The 24,824-nt window shown below is 63.0% G+C and carries 23 protein-coding genes; 10 read left to right on the top strand and 13 right to left on the bottom strand.

Annotated features, from left to right (window positions below):
• Nucleotides 1-19: 19 nt before the first annotated feature.
• Entirely contained in the window at nt 20-979 is a 960-nt protein-coding gene (locus HHA01_RS10880; protein WP_141320597.1) for a GlxA family transcriptional regulator, read from the bottom strand.
• Between the two features lie 558 nt (nt 980-1,537).
• Between HHA01_RS10880 and HHA01_RS10875 the strand changes: the two genes are divergently transcribed.
• Complete coding sequence (locus tag HHA01_RS10875) at nt 1,538-2,476, top strand: ABC transporter substrate-binding protein (RefSeq protein ID WP_141320595.1); 939 nt, start codon at nt 1,538-1,540, stop codon at nt 2,474-2,476.
• A 68-nt stretch (nt 2,477-2,544) separates the two neighbouring features.
• Entirely contained in the window at nt 2,545-3,516 is a 972-nt protein-coding gene (locus HHA01_RS10870) for a GlxA family transcriptional regulator (protein ID WP_141320593.1), read from the top strand.
• A 242-nt stretch (nt 3,517-3,758) separates the two neighbouring features.
• On the opposite strand, the gene HHA01_RS10865 is transcribed toward HHA01_RS10870, so the two are convergent.
• From HHA01_RS10865 to argF, 5 genes are all read right to left on the bottom strand, one after another.
• On the bottom strand, nt 3,759-4,583 hold the full coding sequence (locus HHA01_RS10865; RefSeq protein ID WP_246053883.1) for an alpha/beta hydrolase fold domain-containing protein: 825 nt from the start codon (nt 4,581-4,583) through the stop codon (nt 3,759-3,761).
• Between the two features lie 41 nt (nt 4,584-4,624).
• A complete protein-coding gene (locus HHA01_RS10860) occupies nt 4,625-5,089 on the bottom strand; it encodes a thioesterase family protein (protein ID WP_141320591.1) in 465 nt (154 codons plus the stop codon).
• Nucleotides 5,089-6,045, bottom strand: coding sequence for an L-carnitine dehydrogenase (locus tag HHA01_RS10855; protein ID WP_141320589.1), 957 nt, complete (start codon nt 6,043-6,045; stop codon nt 5,089-5,091). The genes HHA01_RS10860 and HHA01_RS10855 overlap by 1 nt, the downstream gene beginning before the upstream one ends.
• Nucleotides 6,042-6,950: a beta-keto acid cleavage family enzyme gene (locus tag HHA01_RS10850; protein ID WP_141320587.1), complete on the bottom strand. Its 909-nt coding sequence runs from the start codon at nt 6,948-6,950 to the stop codon at nt 6,042-6,044. The genes HHA01_RS10855 and HHA01_RS10850 overlap by 4 nt, the downstream gene beginning before the upstream one ends.
• 186 nt (nt 6,951-7,136) lie before the next feature.
• On the bottom strand, nt 7,137-8,057 hold the full coding sequence (gene argF / locus HHA01_RS10845) for an ornithine carbamoyltransferase (protein WP_141320585.1): 921 nt from the start codon (nt 8,055-8,057) through the stop codon (nt 7,137-7,139).
• Between the two features lie 154 nt (nt 8,058-8,211).
• Here argF and HHA01_RS10840 point away from each other — a divergent pair, with 154 nt between their 5' ends.
• The gene (locus HHA01_RS10840; RefSeq protein ID WP_141320583.1) at nt 8,212-8,559 is read left to right on the top strand and encodes a Grx4 family monothiol glutaredoxin; all 348 of its coding nucleotides are present in this window, start codon (nt 8,212-8,214) and stop codon (nt 8,557-8,559) included.
• A gap of 219 nt (nt 8,560-8,778) precedes the next feature.
• On the opposite strand, the gene rnt is transcribed toward HHA01_RS10840, so the two are convergent.
• Entirely contained in the window at nt 8,779-9,444 is a 666-nt protein-coding gene (gene rnt / locus HHA01_RS10835) for a ribonuclease T (protein ID WP_141320581.1), read from the bottom strand.
• A gap of 262 nt (nt 9,445-9,706) precedes the next feature.
• Between rnt and HHA01_RS10830 the strand changes: the two genes are divergently transcribed.
• Together HHA01_RS10830 and HHA01_RS10825 are read left to right on the top strand one after the other, a co-directional pair.
• Complete coding sequence (locus HHA01_RS10830) at nt 9,707-10,927, top strand: argininosuccinate synthase (protein ID WP_141320579.1); 1,221 nt, start codon at nt 9,707-9,709, stop codon at nt 10,925-10,927.
• Nucleotides 10,928-11,011: 84 nt separating this feature from the next.
• Nucleotides 11,012-11,320, top strand: a complete 309-nt coding sequence (locus HHA01_RS10825) for an HlyU family transcriptional regulator (protein ID WP_141320577.1) — start codon at nt 11,012-11,014, stop codon at nt 11,318-11,320.
• A 130-nt stretch (nt 11,321-11,450) separates the two neighbouring features.
• Here HHA01_RS10825 and HHA01_RS10820 read toward each other — a convergent pair whose 3' ends face one another.
• The gene (locus HHA01_RS10820) at nt 11,451-12,896 is read right to left on the bottom strand and encodes a 3'-5' exonuclease (RefSeq protein WP_141320575.1); all 1,446 of its coding nucleotides are present in this window, start codon (nt 12,894-12,896) and stop codon (nt 11,451-11,453) included.
• Between the two features lie 269 nt (nt 12,897-13,165).
• On the opposite strand from HHA01_RS10820, the gene HHA01_RS10815 reads away from it, so the two are divergent.
• Together HHA01_RS10815 and HHA01_RS10810 are read left to right on the top strand one after the other, a co-directional pair.
• Entirely contained in the window at nt 13,166-13,843 is a 678-nt protein-coding gene (locus tag HHA01_RS10815) for a glutathione S-transferase (protein ID WP_141320573.1), read from the top strand.
• A gap of 10 nt (nt 13,844-13,853) precedes the next feature.
• Entirely contained in the window at nt 13,854-14,903 is a 1,050-nt protein-coding gene (locus HHA01_RS10810; protein ID WP_141320571.1) for a tRNA-queuosine alpha-mannosyltransferase domain-containing protein, read from the top strand.
• A gap of 6 nt (nt 14,904-14,909) precedes the next feature.
• Here the strand turns inward: HHA01_RS10810 and nth are convergent, their stop codons facing one another.
• From nth to HHA01_RS10785, 5 genes are all read right to left on the bottom strand, one after another.
• Entirely contained in the window at nt 14,910-15,545 is a 636-nt protein-coding gene (gene nth, locus HHA01_RS10805; protein ID WP_141320569.1) for an endonuclease III, read from the bottom strand.
• Nucleotides 15,546-15,624: 79 nt separating this feature from the next.
• Nucleotides 15,625-16,593, bottom strand: coding sequence for an RnfABCDGE type electron transport complex subunit B (locus tag HHA01_RS10800; RefSeq protein WP_141320567.1), 969 nt, complete (start codon nt 16,591-16,593; stop codon nt 15,625-15,627).
• 7 nt (nt 16,594-16,600) lie between these two features.
• The gene (gene metG / locus HHA01_RS10795; protein WP_141320565.1) at nt 16,601-18,637 is read right to left on the bottom strand and encodes a methionine--tRNA ligase; all 2,037 of its coding nucleotides are present in this window, start codon (nt 18,635-18,637) and stop codon (nt 16,601-16,603) included.
• Nucleotides 18,638-18,767: 130 nt separating this feature from the next.
• A complete protein-coding gene (gene thiI, locus HHA01_RS10790; protein WP_141320563.1) occupies nt 18,768-20,246 on the bottom strand; it encodes a tRNA uracil 4-sulfurtransferase ThiI in 1,479 nt (492 codons plus the stop codon).
• Nucleotides 20,247-20,373: 127 nt separating this feature from the next.
• Nucleotides 20,374-20,655 carry a hypothetical protein gene (locus tag HHA01_RS10785; protein ID WP_141320561.1) on the bottom strand — a complete coding sequence of 94 codons (282 nt, stop codon included), beginning with the start codon at nt 20,653-20,655 and terminating at the stop codon, nt 20,374-20,376.
• A 281-nt stretch (nt 20,656-20,936) separates the two neighbouring features.
• On the opposite strand from HHA01_RS10785, the gene HHA01_RS10780 reads away from it, so the two are divergent.
• The 3 genes from HHA01_RS10780 to HHA01_RS10770 form a co-directional block, all read left to right on the top strand.
• Nucleotides 20,937-23,105: a type I secretion system permease/ATPase gene (locus HHA01_RS10780; protein ID WP_246053882.1), complete on the top strand. Its 2,169-nt coding sequence runs from the start codon at nt 20,937-20,939 to the stop codon at nt 23,103-23,105.
• Between the two features lie 260 nt (nt 23,106-23,365).
• Nucleotides 23,366-23,992 carry a helix-turn-helix transcriptional regulator gene (locus HHA01_RS10775; RefSeq protein ID WP_141320559.1) on the top strand — a complete coding sequence of 209 codons (627 nt, stop codon included), beginning with the start codon at nt 23,366-23,368 and terminating at the stop codon, nt 23,990-23,992.
• Nucleotides 23,993-24,156: 164 nt separating this feature from the next.
• Nucleotides 24,157-24,824: retention module-containing protein (locus HHA01_RS10770; protein WP_141320557.1), on the top strand; the 668-nt coding region annotated here is incomplete at its 3' end.

The following is a 24,824-nucleotide window of genomic DNA, read 5'->3' as shown; positions in this document are numbered from 1 at the left end:
TTCGACAGCTCGTCTCGAATCAGCGTCTCCTCAGTTGGCTGGGTGTCAGGCCGTAGTGCCTGCGGAAGGCCCGGGTGAAGCTGGAGGCCGAGGCGAAGCCGCTGGCCAAGGCGATGTCCATGATGCCGTGACGAGTATCGATCAGTAACTGGTGGGCATGAGCCAGGCGACGTTCCTGGTAGAAATGCAACGGCGTCTGGCCCAGGTGGCGAGCGAAGAGACGCTCGAGCCGTCGCCAGGAAAGCCCGAGCTCATCGGCCAGTGCCTGGATGCCCAGTGGGGCCTCCAGGTGAGTCTCCATCAACGCAACGGCTCGATGGAGCCCAGGGTCGACATCATTGGCCGGCCGGGCGATGTGGCGCTGCCGGCTGGCAGGCAGGCGGCCCTGATCGTGGACGAGCTGTTCACGCACCTGGCCGGCCAATTCGTCGCCGTGTCGACGGGCGATCAGATCCAGGCTCATGTCGATGGCCGAGCTGCCGCCGGCGCAGGAAAACCCCTCGGCCGAGATCTCGTAGAGCGACTCGACCGCCTCGATCCCGGGGAATTGCTCGCGAAATGCGGGCAGGGACTCCCAGTGCAGGGTCACGGTCTGGTCATCGAGCAGGCCGGCAGCGGCAAGTGCGAAGCAGCCCGTGTCCATGCCGCCCAGCACGCAGCCGGCTCGGACGCGAGCCCGCAACCATTCCAGCAGTTCGGTGTCGAGGGCTTGCTCCGGAGCGAAGCTGGCGCAGACCGCCAGGCTCTGGGTCTCGGGTGCCTTCTGCAACGACCAGGTGGCGGCAAGCGGCATGCCGTTGGAGGCGGTGACAGGGCCGCCATCGCGACTGATCACATCCCAGTGGAACAAGGTGCGACCGCTGATGCGGTTAGCAATGCGCAACGGCTCGATGGCCGAGAAGAACGCCACCATGGCGAAGCGCGGCAGCAGCAAGAAGCCGATGGATTCCGGCTCGGGAACCTGGGGGTGTAGGCGCATGGACGACGAACCTGGCCGGTGTGCATCGGGGATGATCGGATAGCAGTGACGATTGTAGGGCGGATCGCTTCCTTTGCAATGGCCGTGCAAGGGCAACACTGCACAAATGCCTGCGCGGGCAAATCGCTGCGCTATAGCCGCCATCCATGGCGGCTACCCTGCGGGCCCGTCTAAAGACGGTTCAAATTCGCTCCTGGCGAATTTGTGCGCGGTGCTGGTGCGCCAGCCCGGTCGGAATCCTCACCTATACCCCATAGGCTCCGGTTGACTCGAAACCTCCGGTTTCTCGCCCCTTCGGGGCCACCCTTCGGATGTTTGTCGCTCCGCTCGGTGCTGTGCTCCGTGCGCCTTGCGTGACCCACATGGATGTGGGAAATGCGATGGCCCGTCGGGAACGGGCCTAGCCTTCGTTCCGCTCGTCGATTTGTTCAGCGCTTCCCAGGGTCGCAAGAATGAATTCGTTCTGTCGCATTGTGCCGCCTATGGGTCGACTTGTGAAAAGTTACCCTGATGAAAGGCGTCAGACTGTGAAGGTTCCCCAAGCAACAGGAGATTACCATGACGATGACGCACCACCGTCGCCACCTGCTGGGCGCCACCCTGGCGCTGACCTCCCTGGTCGCGCCCATTGCCCAGGCCGATCTCGATGAAGTTCGCTTCGGTGTACCGCCCTGGCCGGGGGTTACCGTCAAGTCCGAAATCGCCGCCCAGTTGCTGGAGGCCATGGGCTACGAGACCCGGCAGAATGACCTGGCGGTGAGCGTGATCCTCAATGGCGTGGCCGAGGGTGATCTGGAAGCCTACCTGGGTGGCTGGTACCCGGTGCAGACCGAGATGGTCGAACCACTGGTGGCCGACGGCAAGGTGGAAAAAGCCGTCGCCAATATCCAGGGCGCCATCTCGGGCCTGGTGGTTCCACGTTACGTCAAGGAAGCCGGAGTCGAATCGGTGGCGGACCTTGACGACTACCGCGAACGTTTCGATGGAACCATCCTGGGTATCGAAGCCGGCACCGGCATCAATACCGCCATCGGTGAGGCCATCGATAAGGATCTCGCCAATCTAGGCGACTGGACCCTGCGCGAGAGTTCCACGGCCGCGATGCTGGCCCAGGCCAAGCAGAAGATGCGCAACGACGAATGGGTGACCTTTGTCGGCTGGGAGCCGCACTGGATGAACGTCAGCTTCGATCTCGTCTATCTCGAGGATGCCGATGATGCCGGTGTGGCGGAGATCGAGAGCACGGTCTGGACCGTGGTGCCGGACGACCTGAAGGACCGGGATGCCGATGTCCATCGTTTCATGACCCAGTACGTGGTGGATACCGCCGATCAGAACGACTGGGTGCATGCCTACAGTCACGAGGAGCGGCCCGCCGGTGAGGTGGCCAGCGAATGGATCGCGGCCAACCACGATACCGTGGCGGCCTGGCTCGAGGGTGTCGAGGCGCGTGATGGGCGCCCCGCCATCGAGGCGGTCGAAGCGCAGTTCGACTGAGGCAAGCTTGCCCGACAGTGGCCGGCCGGTCATCATGACCGGCCCCTTCGCATCCTTGGCTTGCTGTCATGCGCCTCGATTACACCGGACCCGCGCCGGAGCTCGTCGGTTTTCTGTTGCTGCCACGTTTTTCGATGATGGCCTTCTTTTCTGCGGTCGAACCACTGCGGATTGCCAATCGAATCAGCGGCCAGCCACTCTTTGACTGGACGCTGCTCAGTCAGGATGGCGATCCGGTGACGGCCTCCAACGGCATGACGCTGCTGGCTGACCAGTCCATCGAGGCGGTCCATCACCTCCCTTCATTGGCGGTGTGCAGCGGCTTCGACCCCGAGTCCTGCCTGAGTCGGGCCCTGATGCGCTGGTTGCATCGGCTCAACGAGTCGGGCTGCGTGCTGGGCGGTCTCGACACCGGTTGCTTTGTGCTCGCCGCGGCCGGCCTGTTGGAGGGTGAGCGGGTCACCCTCCATTGGGAGAGTCTGCCGGCCTTTCAGGAGCGCTTTCCGGCCATCGCGACCTCGGACGAGTTGTTCGAGCTCGGGCGTCGGCGCTTCTCCTGTGCCGGGGGCGCGGCGGCCATGGACATGGCGCTGGACGTGATCGCCCGGCGCCATGGCAACCAGCTGGCCATCGATGTCTCGGAACAGCTGGTACACGAACGCATCCGAACCCGCCATGACCAGCAACGCATGACGTTGGCCCGTCGGCTCGGCACGCATCGTCGCCATCTCGTCGAGGCGGTTGATGTGATGGAACAGCACCTCGAATTTCCATTGAGCCTGACGGAAGTGGCGCGGCTCAGCGGCGTCTCGCTGCGTCAGTTGCAGCGGCTCTTCGAACGTGAGCTCGGGCAGTCACCGCGAGACTGGTACCTGGGATTGCGACTGGAGCGCGCTCGCTACCTGCTCGAGGAGACCGACCTCGATGTGCTGGCGGTAGCGCTGGCGTGTGGCTTCGGCTCGAGTTCGAGTTTTTCGCGGGCGTTTCGTGCTCGGTATGGTCAATCGCCGCGGCAGCTGCGCAAGGGAAACACTGCTTAAATGCCTGCGCATGCAAATCGCGGCGCTATAGCCGCCATCCCTGGCGGCTACCCTCCGGTCCCGTCTTAGGACGGTTCAAATTCGCTCCCGGCGAATTTGTGCGCGGTACTGGTGCGCCAGCCCGGTCGAAAGCTCGCCTAACTAAGTGTTATGTCTCGCTTTCTGCGTTCCGTGCGCCTTGCGGTTCACTATGCTCGGCGATTTATTCAGCGCTTCCCAAGGCCTGAACCGTCAGGTTTTGTTCACCCCAGCCGTTGCGACAGGGCGCGGCAGAAGTCCTGCCAGGCGGCCTGCATGGCGTCGAGGCGTGCATGAGCGTGCAAGGCGCCATGCAGCATGTCCGGGGCACAGCGGTAGCCGATGTCGGCGCCGTCGCGACGCCAGTCCGCCACGGCGCGCTCCAGGGGGACGGTGAGGGGGTCATGTTCCACTGCCAGCACTTCGATGGACTCGCCGGGGGCCGAGGTGGCATCCGGCATCGGTATCTCGTCGGCGATGCTCTCCCACAGCGCCAGGATATCGTCCCGCGTCAGCAGCGGGGCGTCCGGCCCCAGGCTGGCCGCTGTCGGGCGACCTACTGGTGGGTAGATCAGGCCCAGTACGCCGTGCCAGTGCGACTGCCGTGAGACATCCATGATCAGTCGTCCGCCGGCGCTGTCGCCGACCAGGGCAGTGGGCGCGCAGGCCTCGGCGACGCGACGACAGTCGTCGAGGGCCTCGGTGTAGCCGGCTTCCGGGGCCAAGCGGTAGTCGACACTAATCACTTCGCGCCCCAGCCGTTCGGCCAGGTCGGCGGCGATGCCGTGATGACTGCGCGGTGAACCGAAGTTCCAGCCGCCGCCGTGGGCATAGAGGATGGGGGAAGCCTCGGCAATGCGGGCAGGGTGGAAGCGTCGTACGCCGACAGCGGCGATGTGTCCGTCGCGGACCGTCATGCCGGTGGGGTCGACGGGCGCAAAGCTCGCGCAGAGTGCATCGTAGCGCTTCCGGGCCGCTTCCATCGGCAGCCCGGCAAGGGCGTCGAGGCCGCGCTCGAAGCGGCGGCGAAAGCTGTCACACTGCATCATGGGGGCGGCCGTTCTGGCAGGTGGGGGCGTGATGTCCCGGCTCAACGCTTGGCCGGTGGCAGGCCGATGCGACGCCCTGCCTGTTCCGGCCAGGCTTCGGGCTCGGCACTCGGCAGTGCCCCGATGGCGGCGTCGATGGGTGCCGGGAAGGGCGCCGGTCGACCGGCCTCGGCATCGATCCCCATCAGCATCTGCTCGCTGGTGGCCAGCAAGGTACGCTCGGCGTCGTACATCTCGAAGAACACATGCAACCGCTTGGCATCCCGCTCCAGCAGCATTACCTCAACGCACAGCGGCTGACCTTCGTGCGCCTCGCGACGATAGCAAAGGTGCGTCTCCAGGGTGTAAAGCGTATAGCCATGCTGACGCCGGCCGGCCTCGTCGAGGCCGATAGCGTCCATCAGTGCCTCCACGCCCAGGGAGAATACCCGGGCGTATTCGGCGTCGTTCATGTGGCCGTTGTAGTCGACCCAGTCGTGGGGTACCTGGAGATCCAGCAGTTTCATCATATGCGTCCTTCGAGGCCCTCGGCCTCCGGCCAGTACTTGCGGGTCAGGGCCAGCAGTTCCACCAGGAAGTCGTCGCGCCGCCGATCGAGTTCGGCCACCGGACGGCCTGCCGCTTGATGTTCACATCCCTCGACGACCCTGTCGATCAGTTCATCGCTGAGCTCCGGTGCTTCCAGCTTTGTCCAGGGCAGCTTCAGCGCCGGGCCGAACTGCTCAAGCATGTGGCGCATGCCCTGTTCGCCGCCGGCCAGGTGGAAAGTCAGGAAGGTACCCATCAACGACCAGCGCAGGCCGCAGCCATAGACCACGGCGGCGTCGATTTCCTCGGTGGTGGCCACGCCATCATTGACCAGGTGCAGGGCCTCACGCCACAAGGCTTCCATCAGGCGATCGGCGATGTGCCCTTCGATCTCGCGTCGTACCACCAGTGGACGCATGTCCAGCGACTGGTAGAGCGTCCGGGCCTGCTCGATGTGAGTGGCCTGAGTAGCGTTACCCCCCACCAGCTCCACCAGCGGCAGCAGGTAGACCGGGTTGAAGGGGTGAGCGACGATCACCCGTCCCGGGGCCGCAGTGCAGTCGCGTTGCAGGTCGCTGGGCTTGAAGCCCGAAGTGGAGGAGCCGATCACCACCCGGGCGTCGGCAGCCGCATCGACGGCCGCCAGGATCTCCTGCTTGAGCGACAGGCGCTCCGGGACGTTTTCCTGAATCAGGTCGGCGCCGGCAACGGCTTCTTCCAGGCTCGGCATGAAGCGCAGGCGATCCGCTGAGGCGCCTGCGGGCAGGCCGTCTTTCTCGAGGGCATGCCAGGCGTTGGCAACGAAGGCGCGGGTCCTTGCCTCAGCGCCCTCGGCAGGATCGAAGGCGACGACATCCCAGCCATTGGCCAGGGCCCGGGCGATCCAGCCGTTACCGATGACGCCGGTACCGATCACGGTGAGTTGCTGGCTCATGCGTCACCTCCGGCGATCCGGCCAGTGCTCGGGTCGCGCAGGGCAAGATGCGCGCGGGTCTCGGCCGGGGTCATGACGCGACCGCCCAAACCATCGATGATACCGGAGGCCTTGTCGACGAGTTCGCCGTTGGTGGCCAGGACGCCTTTCTTCAGCATCAGGTTGTCTTCCAGGCCGACGCGGACATGGCCGCCGAGCAACGCTGCCTGGGCGACCATCGGCATCTGCTCGCGGCCGATGCCGAAGGCGGCCCAGTTGGCGCCCGCCGGTAACTTGTTGCGCATGGCCAGCATGGTTTCGGTATCGGCCTCGGCGCCCCAGGGAATGCCCAGGCAGAGCTGGTAGAGCGGGTCACCATCGATCAGTCCTTCCTGCTGGAGCTGACGGGCGAACCAGATATGGCCGAGATCGAAGCACTCGAGCTCGGGCTTGACGCCGGCGGCCTGTACCAGACGGGCATGTTCGCGCAGCCAGTCGGCGGTGTTGATGTAGACCATGTCACTGAAGTTGAGGCTACCGCAGTCCAGGGTGCACAGCTCCGGCAGCAGCTCGCCGACCGGCTCGTGACGCTGCGCTGGTGTCTGGATGTCGGTGCCCGGGCCGCCGCGGGTGGGATCCTGGGTGTCGGGAATCCAGTCGCCACCGCCACCGGCGGTGATGTTCATGACGATATCGGTGTCGGACTCGCGCACGCGTTCCATCACTTCACGGAAGTGATCCAGGGAATGGCTGATGCCGCCGGTCTGCGGATCGCGCACATGGATATGGGCGATGCTGGCACCAGCGCGTGCGGCTTCGATGCAGCTGTCGGCGATCTGCCTGGGGGTCACCGGGACATTGGGGTTCTTGGCGGTGGTGTCGCCGGCGCCGGTGACGGCGCAGGTCAGGATGACGTTGCGGTTCATGGTCGGACCTCCTGTGTGAATCTATGAGGAGTGTCCGGGAGGGTGGCGTTCGCGTATCGACACAAAACGACGGCAATTTGACGTTAAGCGCCGCAGTATCGAGATTTACCGTCGCGGCTGTCATGCAAGGGGCAGGTCTGCGTGCTGGCGCGCCCCGGCCGGGCCGGGGCGAACGACAGCGCAGGGCTACTCGGCGACACGCCCCAGCAACAGGAATTCGATCAGGGCCTTCTGGGCGTGGAGTCGGTTGCCGGCTTCCTGCCAGACCGCGGCGCGTGGGTCATCGAGCAGGGTTTCGCTGATTTCCTCGCCACGGTGGGCAGGCAGGCAGTGGAGGAAGAGCACATCCTCGGCGGCCCTGTCGAGCATGCTCTCGCTGACCTGGAAGCCGGCGAAGTCCGCCTCGCGGCTGGCCTGCTCCTCTTCCTGACCCATGGACGCCCAGACATCGGTGGTCACCAGGTCGGCACCTTCCACGGCGCTCATCGGATCGCGGTGAATGGTCACGCGCTCTCCAGCGGCGTCGAGAATGTCCGCCCGCGGTTCGTAGCCTTCGGGGCAGACCACGCGCAACTGGAAGTCGAATTGCCGGGCGGCATTGATCCAGGAGTGACACATGTTGTTGCCGTCGCCGATCCATACGGCCGTGCGGCCGCGAACGCTGCCGCGCCGTTCGGTCCAGGTCATGACATCGGCCAGCAACTGGCAGGGGTGGTAGTCATCGGTCAAGGCATTGATGACCGGCGCCTGACTGGCGGCAGCGTATTCCTCGATTCCCTGGTGGGAGAAGGTGCGAATCATCACGATATCGACCATCTCGGAGAGTACCCGGGCGGTATCGCCGATGGGTTCGCCACGGCCGAGCTGGGTGTCACGCGGCGAGAGAAACAGGGCGTGCCCGCCGAACTGCGCCATGGCCGTCTCGAAGGACACACGGGTGCGTGTCGAGGATTTCTCGAAGATCATGGCCAGGGTGCGGTTGGCAAAGGGCGTATAGGTAGGCCCCTGGGCCCTCAGGCTGTTCTTGATGGAGATGGCACGCTGTATCAGATAGCGGGACTCATCCGGACTCAGGTCGAGCAGGGTGAGGAAATGGCGAGTGGCCATGGTGTCGCTCCACGCAAAGACGCCCATCCTAGCCAGCCCTCGGGGGATGCGCAATGCGACTTGCATCAGTAGAATGGCCGCATGACAAGGCCGACCCGTACGCTCGGGTATTCCCGTGGCGACGGGTCCACATCGCGATCCAGAGGTAACGAACATGAGTACTACTGTCGAGAACATTCAGCGGCAGATCAGCGAAAACCCCATTCTGATCTACATGAAGGGCACGCCCCAGCTGCCGCAATGCGGCTTCTCCGCCCAGACCGTGCAGGCCTTGATGTCCTGTGGCGAGCGTTTCGCCTTCGTCAATGTGCTGGATAACCCGGACATCCGCGCCGAGCTGCCCAAGGTCGCCAACTGGCCGACTTTCCCACAGCTGTGGGTCGAAGGCGAGCTGGTCGGCGGCTGCGACATCGTGGTCGAGATGTATGAAAATGGTGAGCTGGAAACCCTGGTCAAGGAAACCGCCGCCAAGCATCAGGACGGCGAGCAAGCGGAAGGCTGACCGGACTTCGTCCGGAGCTGTAAGCCATAAGCGCTAAGCTATAAGAACACCCCCGCAGCCAGGCTGTGGGGGTGTTTCGTTAGCTCGCAGCGATATCCTGTTTTACGGCTTACGGCTTACGGCTTACGGCTTACGGCTTACGGCTTACGGCTTACGGCTTACGGCTTTCTTCCTTCTTCCAGCCGCGAAGCGGCGCTCTTCATTCTTTTCTCTCCCCGCTTACAGTTCCTCGACCCCTTGCTCGCGTTGGGCGAGCTGCCAGCCGCCGAGGTCCTTGTAGCGGTTGACCATGGCGCAGAACAGTTCGGCGGTGCGTTCGGTATCGTAGCGGGCCGAGTGGGCGGCGCTGTTGTCGAACTCGATGCCGGCGGCGCGGCAGGCCCGGGCGAGAACGGTCTGGCCGTAGATCAGCCCGGCCAGCGAGGCGGTGTCGAAGCTGGAAAAGGGATGGAAGGGGCTACGCTTGATGGCACAGCGTTCCACGGCGGCATTCAGGAAGCCATGGTCGAAAGCGGCGTTGTGGCCCACCAGGATGGCGCGGGTGCAGCCATGGGCCTTGATGGATTTGCGAATCGGCCGAAATACCTCGCCCAGTGCTTCGGTCTCGCTGACCGCGACCTGTTTGCGCAGCGGATCGTCGAGGCGAATACCGGTGAAATCGAGTGCCGACTGCTCGACATTGGCCCCCTCGAAAGGCGTGACATGATAGGCATAGGTGGCGTCGGGCATCAGGTTGCCCTCGGGATCCATGGTCAGCGTGACGGCGGCAATTTCCAGGATGGCGTCGCCCTGGGCATTGAAACCGCCGGTTTCCAGATCCACCACGACCGGCAGAAAGCTGCGGAAACGCTGCGCCATGAGTTCGCGGGTGACCGCCTCGGTCATGCGCCTCTCCTTAATTTGGCATGAAAATAACTGGGGGCAGGGGAGTCCCGAAGCGCCTCAGTCTAGCATTTCGTGCAGGCGTCGTCCTGCTGCCGGTATTCGCGAAAGGTGTGCCGCGCTATAATCCAATCCTGTTGAATTTTACCAGTTCTCGGGAACCGCTGAATGCATCGCCAGGCATGGTCAAGCGCAACGAAGCGTTTGGCATGCGCCGTCATTCAGGCCGTGTTGCCCTTAACCTCTAGCGCAAAGGAGCCCCAGCATGTCCGATGTCAAGAAGGTCGTGCTCGCCTATTCCGGCGGCCTGGATACATCCGTCATCGTCAAGTGGTTGCAGGAAGAATACGACTGCGAGGTAGTGACCTTTACTGCCGACATCGGCCAGGGCGAGGAAGTCGAGCCGGCGCGGGCCAAGGCCGAGGCGCTGGGGGTCAAGGAAATCTACATCGAGGACCTGCGCGAGGAATTCGTGCGTGATTACGTCTATCCGATGTTCCGCGCCAATACCATCTATGAAGGCGAGTACCTGCTGGGCACTTCCATCGCGCGCCCCTTGATCGCCAAGCGACTGATCGAGATCGCCAACCAGACCGGCGCCGATGCCATCTCTCACGGCGCTACCGGCAAGGGCAATGACCAGGTCCGTTTCGAGCTGGGGGCTTATGCGCTCAAGCCGGGCGTCAAGGTGATTGCGCCGTGGCGTGAGTGGGACCTCAATTCCCGTGAGAAGCTGATGGCCTACTGCGAGCAGCATGACATCCCGGTGGACTTCTCGTCCCAGCAGAAGAAGTCGCCATACTCCATGGATGCCAACCTGCTGCATATCTCCTATGAGGGCGGCAATCTCGAGGATCCGTGGATCGAGGCCGAGGAAGACATGTGGCGCTGGAGCGTCTCGCCGGAAGAGGCGCCGGACAAGCCGACCTATGTCGAGCTGACGTTCGACAAGGGCGATATCGTGGCCATCGATGGGGTCCCCATGCGGCCGCATGACGTCCTCTCCAAGCTCAACCAGATGGGTGGGGACAATGGCATCGGCCGCCTCGATATCGTCGAGAACCGCTATGTCGGCATGAAGTCACGTGGCTGCTATGAAACGCCCGGCGGGACCATCATGCTCAAGGCGCATCGAGCCATCGAATCGCTGACCCTGGATCGCGAAGAGGCGCATCTCAAGGATGAGCTGATGCCCAAGTACGCTGAAGTGATCTACAACGGCTATTGGTGGAGCCCCGAGCGCCGCGCCCTGCAGGCGGCCATCGACGAGACGCAGACCAATGTCTCCGGTGTCGTGCGCGTCAAGCTCTACAAGGGCAGCGCCACGGTGGCGGGGCGCAAGTCCGATGCCTCGTTGTTCGACGAGTCCATCGCGACCTTCGAGGATGATGCCGGCGCCTATGACCAGAAGGATGCCGAGGGCTTCATCAAGCTCAATGCGCTGCGGCTGCGCATTGCGGCCGGCAAGGGGCGTCAGCAGGGCTGATGATCGGGTTGTGAGCTTTCCCTTCATCTCCGGGGAGGGCTCTGTGCCATCCGCTGGGGATGAATACGTGAGGGGGAAAGCGCCATGCTGAAAAAGTTGTTATCCGGCCTGCTGGGCCAAGGGCAAGATGGTGCGGGATCGACGTCTCGCGAGGGCGAGTCGGTCGAGTATCACGGTTACACCATCGTGCCGCAGTCCGAGGATATGGGCGGGCAATTCAGGGTGAGCGGCTGGATCCGCAAGCCGGACCCCGAAGGTGGCGAGCCACTCGAACATCGCTTCGAGCGTTCCGACGTGGTCCCTGGCCGTGAGGCCTGCGATGCACTGATGGTCAGCAAGGCGGAACGCTTCATCGACGAGTTGGGGGATGCCATCTTCGAGGCCCGCGACTGACTCGCCCGCTTTTTGGCTTCCATGTGAGCTTCTTCGACGGACGGTGCCCTGCGGGGCGCCGTTGCCGTTTGCCTGTCCGGCCTGGCGTCTGCTGGATGCCCCGAGCCTGGTCGCTGCATACCGCTGACGCTCATGATGCGTAGGCATCCTGGGTGGTGGCGCCGGCATGCTGGAATGCCAGGGCGTCGGACAGGCAGTGTATGCCGCGTGCCTCGAGCCGCGGCAACAACGCCAGCCACAGCTGTGCGGTGACACGCGCGTCGCCCAGTGCGGTGTGGCGGGCTCCCTCCGGAAAGAGCAGGGCATAACGCTCGGCCAGGCTGTCGAGCCCATGGCCCTCCAGGCCCGGGTCGAGGGCTCGGGACAGCAGGAGGGTATCGAGAACCGGCATGTCGAAGCTCGGACCATGTCGGTCGGGCTGAATGGCCAGCATGTCGAAGGAAGCGTTGTGGGCGACCAGCACGGCATGTCCCACATAGGCATGAAAGTCTGCAAGAACCGTAGCAGCGGCGGGCTGTCCGGCCACGTCCTGATCCGTCAGGCCATGCACTGCAGTACTGGCAGCGGGGATCGGTCGACCCGGGTCGATCAGCTGATCGAAGGTCTCCGTGTGGCGCAGTCTGCCATTGACGACGCGACAGGCGCCTAGGCTGATCAGGCAATCGCCCTCGCGCAGCGCCAATCCGGTGGTTTCGGTATCGAAGGCCACGATGTTCAGGGCCGGCAGCGGACAGTCTGCCAGATCCGCCTGGGGTGGCGGCAGGTCGGCAATGGCGAAGTCATGAAATTCCGGACGTGGCGGTATGCGCCGTCGTGACGCGTGCTCCTGGCCAGCGGGAGGCATGACTCGCTGAGGCCGCTGAGCGGCATCACTCAGGGTCAACAGCATCTGATCCTGGTCCAGTCGACACACTTCCACGTTCAGCCGCTGGTTGCCGTGCGTGATGGGCACTTCCAGCGCACTGCCATCTTCGGGCAGCGCGGTCAGATGGCAGTCCAGCTCCCGGAGGTTCAACAGCTGGCCCAGGGGTTTGCCCAGCCCCAGGCCGGGATGCGGTGCCAGGAGCCTCTCCGCGGCCTGGTTGATCAGCAGCAATCGCTGGTGCCGATCACACAGCAGCACCGGGGTGTTGAGGGCCTGCAGCAGCGACTCGAAGCGGCCGAGTACCCTGGCGGTATCGCATGCTCCCTCGGCGCGGGCATCGGCGAGGCGTCGACGGTCGTCGCGCCAGGCAGAGTGTATTCTGGCCAGATCCGGCCCCAGGCCGCGCAGCCAGCCGTCCGGCGTTTGATCGCAGTCGGCATCCGGGTTCGCCACCAGTCTGGCCAGTTGCGCATTGAGGTGGCGCAGCGGCTGGAACAGCCAGCGCTCGAGGGCCAGTCCTGCCAGTACCAGCGTCATGCCGCCGGACAACGACCCCAGCCAGAGCAGCCACTGGGCGAGGCCCTGGGGTTGGTAGCGCTGTTCCAGCCAGGCGGCGAAGCCGATGCCACCGAGCAGCGCGACGCCACACAGGAGCAGCCAGAGCCCGGTCAGACGATGTCGGCGAGGCAGTCCCGCCAGGCGTGTGTTCATGCGTTACCTCGCAAGTCGGATCCCGCTTGCCCGCTCGGGGCAGCCGCCGGCGTTGGCGACCATGGTGTCGAGTGAATCGCCGTCGTGGCTATCCCGTCTGCCGTGTCGAAGCTGCTCCGAGCCGATCACGGCGCATGGCTTGAAGTCTACGCTTCCATTCTAGCCGGCCAAGTCGACCTTGGGACAAGGTGTCGCGGCTGGCGCGCTCTGATTCGTCGCTGTCGAGGTTGTCCGGTAGACTGCGGGCTGCATCGAACAAGGAGTGAACCATGATTCATGTGCATCACCTGGAAAGCTCGCGCTCGCAGCGGGTGATCTGGTGCCTCGAGGAACTCGGCATGGACTACGAGCTGGTTAACTACCAGCGCGACCCGCAAACCAAGCTGGCGCCGGCCTCGCTCAAGCAGGTGCACCCTCTGGGCAAGGCTCCGGTCATCAGCGATGCGAGCCGGGGGGATCGGGTTATCGCCGAGTCCGGTGCCATTCTCGAGTACCTGGTCGAGCATCCGGACGCCGTGGGGCAGTTGAAGCCCGAAGCCGGCACGGAGGCTCTCGAGCGCTATCGTTTCTGGTTGCATCATGCCGAAGGCTCCGCCATGCCCCCGCTGGTGATGCGTCTGGTGTTCTCGCGACTCGACAAGCCTCCCGTTCCCTGGCCGATGCGTCCCCTGGGGCGGCAGTTCGCCAAGGGGATCGAGCGCAGCTTCCTGACCCCGCGAATCCGCGAGTTTTCGGCTTTCTGGAACGATGCCCTGGCCGAGTCGCCGTGGTTTGCGGGGGATACCTTCACGGCGGCGGATATTCAGATGAGCTTCCCGATCCAGGCACTGGAGGGGCGGGGCGGTCTCGATTCCCTGCCCAATCTGCAGGCGTTTCTCGAGCGTTGTCGTGCCCGCGAGGCGTACCAGCGCGCCAGCGAGACAGGCGGTGATCTGTCGGCGATATGAGGTAGCAGTGATGCGCGGACTCCTGCTTTCCGCCTATGCGGCGGCGAGTCATCAGCACTGGGCCGAGGGGATTGTGGAGTGGCTGGACGAGATCGACTGGACGCGACTGGAACTTCCCGCGCGCCATTTTCCCTGGCGGATTCGCGGCAATCCGCTGACCTGGATGCTGCGGGAAGGCGAGGCGCTGTCACGCCACTATGATGTCATCCTGGCGACCTCGATGGTTGATCTGGCGACGCTGGTGGGGCTGTATCCGAATCTCGCCGGCGCCCGCAAGGTGGTCTATTTCCATGAAAACCAGTTCGCCTATCCAGCCTCGTCCGCGCAGGGCTCTCGGGTCGGGCCGCAGATGGTGAACCTTTATACGGCTCTGGCGGCCGATGAGGTGGTGTTCAACACTGCCTACAACCGGGACTCTTTCATCGATGGCGCGCGCGCCCTGCTCAAGCGCATGCCCGAGAACCTGCCGGCCTATGAACCACTGGAGGCGCTGCGTCGGCGCGCCCGGGTGGTGCCGGTGCCCATCGCGACCTCAACCGGCCAGGGCTCGACGGCGGGCGACCTGATCGTCTGGAATCACCGCTGGGAATACGACAAGAACCCCGAGTCGTTCTTCGCCGCCCTGTTTCAACTGGCTGCGCGGGGTGTGTCCTTTCGTGTGGCGGTCATGGGGCAGCGCTTTGGTCACTGGCCGGCGGTCTTCGATGAGGCCCGCGAGCGGCTGGGCGACCGCCTGGTCTGCTGGGGGCCGCAGACGGCCGCAGCCTATCATGACTGGCTGAATCGAGGCGCCGTGGTGGTTTCCACCAGCTACCATGAATTCCAGGGGCTGGCGATCATGGAGGCGGTGCGGCGCGGCTGTGTGCCGCTGGTGCCCGATCGATTGTGCTATCCGGAGCTGTATGCCGCGCCATTCCGCTATGCCGATGATGATCAACTGGTGGCCCGTCTCGAAGCCTGGCTGACGTCGCCCGGTAGCCGGCCGGATCCGCCGGTGACGGATGACTGGACCTGGCCATCACTGAAGTCGGCGTATCGGCAAGTGCTGAACGGCGGGTGAGGCCCTTCAGGGCTCGACCTTGTCGGGGAATTCGCACAGGTCCTCGATCACGCAGCTGCCACAGCGTGGCTTGCGTGCCAGGCAGGTGTAGCGGCCGTGGAGGATCAGCCAGTGGTGGGCGTCCTTGCGAAACTCCCTGGGGACATGACGCAACAGCTTGTGCTCGACTTCGTTGACCGTCTTGCCCTTGGCCAGGCCGGTCCGGTTGGAGACGCGGAAGATATGGGTATCCACGGCAATGGTGGGTTCGCCGAAGGCTGTGTTGAGAATCACATTCGCGGTCTTGCGCCCGACGCCGGGCAGTGCCTCGAGGGCGGCCCGCGAGCGGGGAACATCACCACCATGCTGGTCTTCCAGGATGCGGCAGGTCTTCATCAGGTTCTCGGCCTTGGTGTTGTAGAGGCCGATGGTCTTGATGTGCTCCTTGAGGCCATCCAGGCCCAGCGCCAGTACGGCGCCCGGTGTATTGGCCACCGGGAAGAGCCGTGCGGTGGCCTTGTTGACGCCGACATCGGTGGCCTGGGCGGATAACAGCACGGCGGTCAACAGCTCGAAGGGCGTCTGCCAGACCAGCTCGGTGGTCGGCTCGGGGGTGTGCTCGCGCAATCTGACGAAGATCTCGTGGCGTTTCTGAGCGTTCATGACAGATTGGCTCCGGAAGTCGGTTGAGTGACGGGAAGACGTCAGTGAGTGGAAGACGTCAGTGGGTGGAAGGCGTCAGTCAGTGGGTGGAAGGTGCCTGGGACTGGCGCGCCTCCTCGAGCACCTCTTGCGCCTGCTCCAGTTGCTGCTGCGCGGCCTGGACGTCGTCCTGGCTGCCGTGGCGTTCGGCATGAGTGATCTGCTGGCGAGCCCGGCGGCAGGCCTGCTCGGCGGCATTGACGGCAAAGCGTTGCTGGCGCTCGCTGCTGCTCGAGCTGGAGACGTCCGGCGTGGCTTGCAGTTGACGGTCGATGTCGTTCAGGCGTGTCTCGAGGTCAGCGGCACGCTGGTCGAGCTCGCGCCTGGCGCCATCGTCGAGACTGTCATCCCGGCGTTGGCGATCAATCTTTCTGAGACTGGCGACCAGGCTGACGCGGGTCGTGCGCAACTGGCTCGCGGACGACGAGCTGGCCGAGGGCTGCTGGCTGGACTGAGCACGCCTGGCCTGGCGTTCCAGGCGGCGCTGTCTTTTCTCCTCGGCTTCGCGGGCCAGGCGCCGGTTGCGTGCCTGGTGACGCTGGCGCCCCAGGCGGGCACGCTTCGCCAGGTAATCGCGCTGTGCCGGCTCGCTGTCGGCGGCCTGCCACTCGGGGTGTGGCAAGAGGTCGATGCAATCCACCGGGCAGGGCGCGACACATAATTCGCAACCGGTACATTCGCTTTCGATCACGCTATGCATCTGTTTGGCAGCACCCAGGATGGCGTCCACCGGACAGGCCTGGATGCACTTGGTGCAACCGATGCATTCATCCTCGCGGATGCGGGCGACCAGCGGGGATTGGGCCGGTTGCTCGAGGGCCAGCGGCGTTTGCCCGGTGAGTTCGGCGAGACGCGCCAGGGTCTCGTCGCCACCGGGCGGGCAACGGTTGATTGCCTCGCCCTGGGCAATGGCCTCGGCATAGGGGCGGCAGCCGTCATGGCCGCACTTGCCGCATTGGGTCTGCGGCAGAGCGGCGTCGACGGCCTCGATCAGCTCGGATGCGTGCATGAGATCATCAACTGACGCGTTGGCCCGGCTTGGCGCCGGAATGAGGTTCCAGCAGGTAGATGCCGTCATCGTCACCGGCCGCCAGCACCATGCCTTCCGAGACCCCGAAGCGCATCTTGCGCGGCGCGAGATTGGCGACCATGACGGTCAGGTGGCCTTCCAGGGCCTCCGGGGAGTACGCCGAGCGGATACCGGCGAAGACCGTGCGTGTCTCGCCGCCCAGGTCCAGTGTCAGCTTGAGCAGCTTGTCGGCGCCTTCGACGTAATCGGCCTTGGCGATGCGGGCGATGCGCAGGTCGACTCCGGCGAAGTCATCGAAGGTGATTTCGTCGGCAATCGGGTTATCGGCCAGCGGGCCCTTGGCGCTGTCCTTGAGCTTTTGTTCTTCCACCAGATCCTCCTTCGATGCTTCGATCATGGCATCGATGCGATCGGTTTCGACGCGGGTCATCAGGGGCTTGAATTTGGCGATGGTGTGGCCCTCGAGTCCCTGCGTTCGGCTGTGCCAGTCGAGGCTGTCGAGCTGCAGGAAGCGTCGTGCATCCTCGGCCATGGCCGGTACCACGGGGGCCAGGTAGACCATCAGCTGACGAAACAGGCTGATGCCGACCGAGCAGATGTCGAGCACCTCCTGGTCGCGTCCGTCCTGCTTGGCCAGCACCCAGGGCTCGGCTTCGGCAATATAGGTGTTGGCCTCATCGGCCAGGTCCATGACCCGGCGCATGGCGCGGCCGAACTCACGGCTCTCGTAGTGCGCGGCGATTTCCTCGCCGGCTTCGATAAAGCGTTCGAGCAGTGCGGGTTCGGCACAGCTGGATGCGAGCTGGCCGTTACCCAGCTTTCTGATGAAGCCGGCGCAGCGGCTGGCGATATTGACGACCTTGCCGACGAGGTCCGAGTTCACGCGCTGGGCGAAATCCTCGAGATTGAGGTCCAGATCATCGACACCGGCCGTTAGCTTGGCGGCGAAGTAGTAACGCAGGTACTCCGGATTCAGGTGTTCGGCGAAGGTCGCGGCCTTGATGAAGGTCCCGCGCGACTTGGACATCTTGGCACCATTGACGGTGACGAAGCCATGACAGTTGACCGCGGTCGGCGTGCGGAAGTCGGCGCCATGCAGCATGGCCGGCCAGAAAAGGGCATGGAAGTAGACGATATCCTTGCCGATGAAGTGATAGACCTCGGCGCTGGAGTCCTGCCGCCAGTAGGCGTCGAAGTCGATGCCCTGGCGTTCGCACAGGTTCTTGAAACTCGCCAGGTAGCCGATGGGGGCGTCCAGCCAGACGTAGAAGTACTTGCCGGGGGCGTCGGGAATCTCGAAGCCGAAGTAGGGGGCATCGCGGGAGATGTCCCATTCGTTGAAGCCGGACTCGAACCATTCCTGCAGCTTGTTGCGGATCTGTGGCTGTACATGGCCGTCATTGATCCACTCGTGCATGAAGTCGGCGAAATCCGGCAACTTGAAGAAATAATGGGTCGAGCCGCGGACTTCCGGCGTGGCCCCGGAGATGGCCGACGCCGGGTCGATCAGTTCGGCCGGGGTATAGGTCGCGCCACAGGCTTCACAGTTATCGCCGTACTGGTCCGGGGTGTGACATTTCGGGCAGGTGCCCTTGATGAAGCGGTCCGCCAGGAACAGGCCCTTTTGCGGGTCGTACATCTGCTCGATATCACGCGTCGCGATATGGCCCTTGTCGCGCAGTCGCGTGTAGATCAACTCGCTGAAGTGGCGATTTTCCTCGGAGTGTGTCGAATGATAGTTGTCGAAGCCGACGCCGAAGCGGGCGAAGTCCGCCTGGTGATCGCGCGAAACGCGGTCGATCAACTCTTCCGAGGTGATGCCTTCCTGTTCGGCGCGCAGCATGATCGCAGTGCCATGGGCGTCATCGGCACAGACGTAGTGGCAATCGTGGCCGCGACTCTTCTGAAAGCGCACCCAGATATCGGTCTGGATGTATTCCAGGAGGTGGCCCAGGTGAATGGCGCCGTTGGCATAGGGAAGGGCGCTGGTGACCAGGATCTGGCGCGGATCGGTGTTCGACATGGCGACGTTGGGTTTCCCGTGAAGCGTGACGCGGCGATCCCGGGCTCGGTGAGCGGGGCGCCACGGTAAATGTCCGTGAAATCAGGGCTTGGATTGTAGCATTTTCGGTGCCGACTGCACTGGCCTGCCTTCAATGGCCACGGTACACCCCGAAGTGCGTGAGACCTTGATCGTGCAGGTGCAGGGCCTGCATGCGACTCATCACTCCCTGGTCGCAGAACAGCAGGTAGTGCTGGTCCGAGGCCAGGTCAGGGGCGCGTTCCTGAAGCTCGTAGAACGGAATCTGCAGCTGGGGTGTGCGCTCGAGCTCGAGGGGGGCGTCCTCGCGCTCATGAGGGGCACGGATGTCGATCACGCAGGCATGATCGAGTCGTTGCAGGGCCGATGTCGAGTCGACGATCAGGAGGTCGTCATCAGAGATGGTGCCGTGCTGCGGCGCCAGTTGGTCGCTGCGCGTGGTGGTGGCTCGGTCGATGGCGGCGTCGAGCACGCTGAAGTCGAAGCCCTGTTCGGCTTCCTCGATCTTTTCGGCCCTGGCCTTGACGTCGGGGCGCCGCGAGATGACGCCGCAATATTCCGGCATGACCTCGGCATGGCGGGCGGTGCCAATCTGCCGGGCCTGGTCGATGATCGACTGCTTGTCATCGGTCAGCAACGGCCTGAGGATCGGCAGTGAGCTGGCGGCGTCCATCAGCCCGAGGTTGTGCAGGGTCTGGCTGGACACCTGAGCGATGGCGTCGCCGGTGACCAGGGCCGGGATGCCGTTGTGCTGGGCGATGCGGCTGGCAGCGCGAACCATCATGCGCTTGAGCACTACCCCCATCAGGCCGTCGGGAATCGTGCGCAGGATCTCTCCCACTACCGCATCGAAGGGCACCGACATGTACTTAACCCGATGGGAGGCACTGTATTGCTGCCACAGGTGTTGGGTCACTTCACGGACCCCGGCCTCATGAGCCGGCCCTCCGAGATTGAAGAAGATATAGTGCGACTTGATGCCGCGCCGCATCATTCGCCAGGCGGCGACCGGCGAGTCGAAGCCACCGGAAATCAGGGTCAGCACCTGGCCCGGGATGCCCATGGGAAAGCCGCCCAGGCCGTCCCATTTGGCGCGGATCAGCTGGAGACGGTCATTGGTGATTTCCACGGGGACGGTGATGTCCGGGGACTTCAGGTCGACGCTCACTCCGGGAGCGGCTTGCAGGAGCTGGCCGCCCAGGTAGCGCTCCAGGTCCATGGAGGTGTAGTCATGGCGGCCGCGTCGTTTGACCTTGACGCGAAAGCTGTGCCCTTCGATGACTGGCCCCCAGAGGGGGACGACATGTTCGGCAATGGTTGCCATGTCGCGGGCCGTGACTTCTTCGGCCGCCAGGATCTGATCGATGCCGCTGATCCGGCTCAGGCTCCCTTCGATGTCGCCGATCCGCTCGGCACTCAGTCCGTCGGACAGCTGTACCTGGATGGCGTCCCAGCGTCGGCGTACGCGCACGTTTTCATCAAGGGGCTGCAGTGTGTTGCGTATGTTCGATGCCAAACAGCGCGTCATCTGCTGGCGCACTGACTTTGACTTGATGGTGATCTCGGGGTAGAGCTTGATCAGATAGGTCATGCGGCGGCGTAAATGGTAAATGTGCCCGGCATTTTACCAGCGGGGGCGCTGCGGCACAGGCCCCTGCTGCGTCAGAACATGAAAATGGTCGATAGCGCGGCTGGGGCCGTCGTCGAGGCGACGCGGTCTAGAACAAGGCCTGGTCCTCGTCGACCACCTCCTTGAGCAGTTCCAGGAAGAGCTTGTCGGCCTCCGAGTGTTCGGCCGGGTCCTCCGGGATGTGGACGCTGGTGGTGTCCGATATCTGATTGGCGATGCGCACCATGGCATCGGTCGATTCATCCCTGTACAGCTCCTGCCTCGCTACTTCGAGGGACTGCTCCAGAATCTTCGGATCCTGCAGAAGCTTTTTGATGAACCCACGTAGCTCATTGATGATGCGTGTTTTTTGAATCTCCGATGAGGACATGGCGGTGCTCCTTGTGCGGCACGTTCCAGACTGGTGCCACCATACCATGATTGACCGTGGCGCAAAGTCTATCTTGCCCCGCCTGGCGATTCTGAAACGGACTAGGGCATGATGATATGTTAGTGATATGCAATGAGTGGTGTTTTGTCACCTCCGTGGTTAGCCATGACGTCATTCCAGGGATCGTAAAATGCAAATTTCTGGTTATTGAATGATGAGTCATGCCATGCATAGCGACGAGGCCGACCCAGTCTCGTTTCCAGTCGGCCTAGGGGGCGGACGTGACACGACAGCAACATGATGATGACCCTGTTGATGACGAGTCCGTGGTTCGCGATGAGCTGCTGGCCTGTCTACAGAGCATCGCGCATCTGCATGAGCATGATGCGAGTGCCGATACACTGGTTGCCGGCCTGCCTCTCGAAGAGGGTTGCCTGACCCCGAGTGTGTTTCCTCGGGCGGCGGACAATGCCGGCATGGCCGCCAACCTGGTCAAGGCGCCGCTGGAAACGCTCAACTCGGCACTCTTGCCCGCCGTACTCCTGCTGGAACCGGGACGGGCCTGTGTACTGGTTCACCTGGACCTTGCCAGAGGTGCCGCGCGGGTCATCTACCCGGAGCTCGGTGATGCCGAGACGACGGTCGCGTTGGATAGCTTGGAGTCTCGTTACAGCGGTCGTGCCATCTATGTTCGCCCGCGCTTTCGCTTCGATGACCGCACTGCGGGCCGTCGCAGCCGCAGAGATCACCACTGGTTCTGGGGTGTCATCCGGGAGAATCGGCGCCTGTACCGCGATGTCGTGCTGGGGTCTCTGGCCATCAACCTGTTCGCCGTGGCGATGCCGCTGTTCGTTCTGAATATCTATGACCGGGTTGTACCCAATCAGGCAACGGAAACGATGTGGGTCCTGGCGACCGGGATCTTTATCGTGCTGTGTTTCGACCTGGTGTTGCGCTTGTTGCGCAGTGCCTTTATCGATCTGGCCGCCAGTCGCGCCGATGTCAAGCTATCATCATCGATCATCGAACAGGTGCTGGGGCTCAGAATGTCCTCGCGACCGGCTTCCACCGGATCCTTCGCGGCCACTCTGCAGTCCTATGAATCCATCCGTGCCTTTATCGGTTCGGCTACCGTCGTCGGGCTCGTCGACCTGCCCTTCGTATTGCTGTTCGCGGGGATCATCGCGCTGATAGCGCCACCACTGGTTATACCCGTGCTGGTCGGTATCGTGTTCGTGCTGCTTTATGCCCTGGCGGCCCAATCCAAGCTGCATGAATTGTCCGAGACGACCTGGCGCATCAGTGCCCAGCGAAATGCCAGCCTGGTCGAGATGGTGTCGCAACTCGAGACCGTCAAGGCAATGCGCCGTGAAGGTCGCCTGCAGTCAAGCTGGGAAAAGGCGTCAGCCTTTCTGTCGCGTACTTCGGCAAGGCTCAGGCTGATCAGCTCCTCGGTTTCCAGCGTGGCTCTCTGGGCCCAGAACAGTGTGGCGGTCTGCGTGATCCTGGTGGGGGTCTACCAGATCATAGCGGGTAACCTGACCCAGGGTGGCCTGATTGCCGCGTACCTGCTGTCATCCCGTGCCATGGCACCGGTGAGTCAGGCGGCCTCTCTGCTGGCCCAGTATCATCATGCCTCCACGGCCCTGGAATCGCTCGAGGATGTCATGCAGCGCCCCGTGGAGCGCTCTGCTGATCGAAGCTATATCGATCGTCCTGTCATGGAGGGAGATATCCAATTCGATCACGTGACGTTCCGTTATCCGGATGAAGAGCGCGATGCACTGCGTGATATAGCCTTATCCTTCCGTGCGGGGGAGAAAGTGGCTCTACTCGGCAAGGTAGGGTGTGGCAAGAGTACCCTGGCCAAACTGATCCTCGGGCTCTATGAGCCTTCGGCGGGCGATGTGCGCGTCGATGGTGTAGATATCCGCCAGCTGGATCCGTCACAGCTGCGCCGTCACATCGGTTATGTGCCGCAGGATATCAGCCTGTTCTACGGCACCCTGAGGGAAAACATCCTGGTGGGAGCCGGCAGCGATGCCGTCGACGAGGCCGCGTTGCTGCGCGCCGTGAAGTTGAGTGGCCTGGACGCATTGGTCAATGGCCACCCTCGGGGGCTCGAGCTGGAGGTAGGGGAGCGCGGTCAACGGATCTCGGGCGGCCAGCGACAAGCAGTGGCCGTGGCGCGGGCGCTGGTGCATGACCCGAGGATTCTGCTGTTCGATGAACCCTCCAGCTCGATGGACCACTCGTCCGAAAGGGCGCTTAGGGAACGCCTCGATGAGTATGACCATGACAAGACGTTGCTGCTGGTGACGCATCGAACGTCCTTGCTGCCGCTGGTAGACCGTGTTGTGGTCATGGATGCAGGCCACGTTGTAGCAGATGGCCCGCGGGACAAGGTGGTCGATGCATTGCGCAAGGGCCAGATTGGCGTTGGCGCTTAAAAGCATAATAATATTCTTGCTTACACTATAAATGGTTTACAAAAGTCACGAGCAATGGCCAGGCCAGATGACACCAACCGTAAGGGTGGCGTTAACGAGCGGGTAAATGAGCATTGTGATCGGGCTCGAGGGCGAGGCTGATGTCAACGCCACATGGGCGAGTGCCGTGGTTTGTAAACATCTGAGGTTCGTTACGCCTCTGGCAGCGACCTCGAGGCTCAGTGTCGAGTGGGCCACTCAATACCAGGGAGACAGTTCAGATGGTTCAAGTCTTCATTTGCCCCTCGGGCAAAGAGGAGGTGCCGCGTTGGCGAGAGGCCTTCGGGGATGCCTTGACGCAAGACCCTGACCAGGCGCTACAGGAGGTGGCGTCGGGTGATTGTGTCTGGGTCCCCAGCCGACTGGCCAATTGGCACCAGCTGGTAGCGACCTTGAGTCAGCGAGGGGCCATCGTATGTGTGCTGAGTCTTGCTCCCGATGCTCGGGAGGCGCTGGATGCCTTGGGTGCCGGTGCGCGGGGATATGCTCATGCCTTGTCATCCCCCGAGGTCCTGCGTCAGATGAGCCTCGTTACATCCCATAATGGCGTCTGGGTGTATCCGGAATTAATGGCTCAGTTTCTTAGCACTACCTGGCAAGCACTTGGGGAACCGGAACCCGATGAGTCCGAGGTTCTTCAGGCCCTGACACAGCGCGAGAGGGCGGTGGCCCTGCTGGTGACGCGTGGACGCAGCAACAAGGAAATCGCGCAGGAATTGTGTATTGCCGAGAGGACCGTCAAGGCACATCTCGGCGCGATATATCGCAAGCTGGGTCTGCGTGGGCGGGCCCAGTTGCTGGTCAAGCTTTCGGTGCCGAAGGCTGAGCTGCATCACTCCATGAATTAGTTCTAATATTTTGTTGTGGCTTAAATTAGTGGTTTCTGGTGAATTTGTTATCTAGTCCTTCGGGACAATGTTGCTAAGTCGATTTTTCGTTTAGCCTTTAGTAGATATCACACCTATACCTATAAAAGCGCAGTGCCTTGCATCTGCGCTGGAGGAGCCACTCAATGGCCATCGCCACTATCGTATCCATCACGGGTCAGGCTTGGGCGCGAGACAGTCAGGGGAATCTTCGAGAGCTTCAGGAAGGTGACACCCTTGAGGAGGGCGAGACGCTCGTCACTTCTGACAATGGCAGTGTTCAGCTCGATATGGGGGATGCCTTCGGTCCTACCACCATCGGTGGTGGCGAAGTCGTCTCTCTCAGCCCCGAGATGGATGCTTCGGTACCGGCATCGGTTGACGAGTCGAGTGTCAGCGACGACGAATTGCAGGCCATGCTGACGGCTCTGGAGCAGGAAAGTGGCGACTTGTTGCAATACCTTGAAGCCCCTGCCGCCGGCGGTGCTGGTGCTGGCGGAGGTCAGGGTGGTGGTGGTCATGACTTCGTACGCATTGCGCGTATCACGGAGCAGGTTGATTCCCTGACGTTTGATCTTGATGGCTTTCAGCTCGACGGGCAGGTAGACGTTTCCACCACCTCTTTCCCGGGCAATGCCCAGACAGTGGAAGACGACGATTCCGCGCTACAGGTAGTGGCTGATAATGCCACCACCGACGAAGACACGCCGGTGACTACTGATGTGCTGGGCAATGATAGCTTCGAGGGCTCGCCGACTGTCAGTGCGGTAACCCAGGGCGCCAATGGTGCGGTGAGCATCGACGGCAATGGTCA

This window comes from Halomonas halmophila (assembly GCF_006540005.1).
Classification (GTDB): Bacteria; Pseudomonadota; Gammaproteobacteria; order Pseudomonadales; family Halomonadaceae; genus Halomonas; species Halomonas halmophila.
This window is presented reverse-complemented; position numbering and strand designations above follow the sequence as displayed.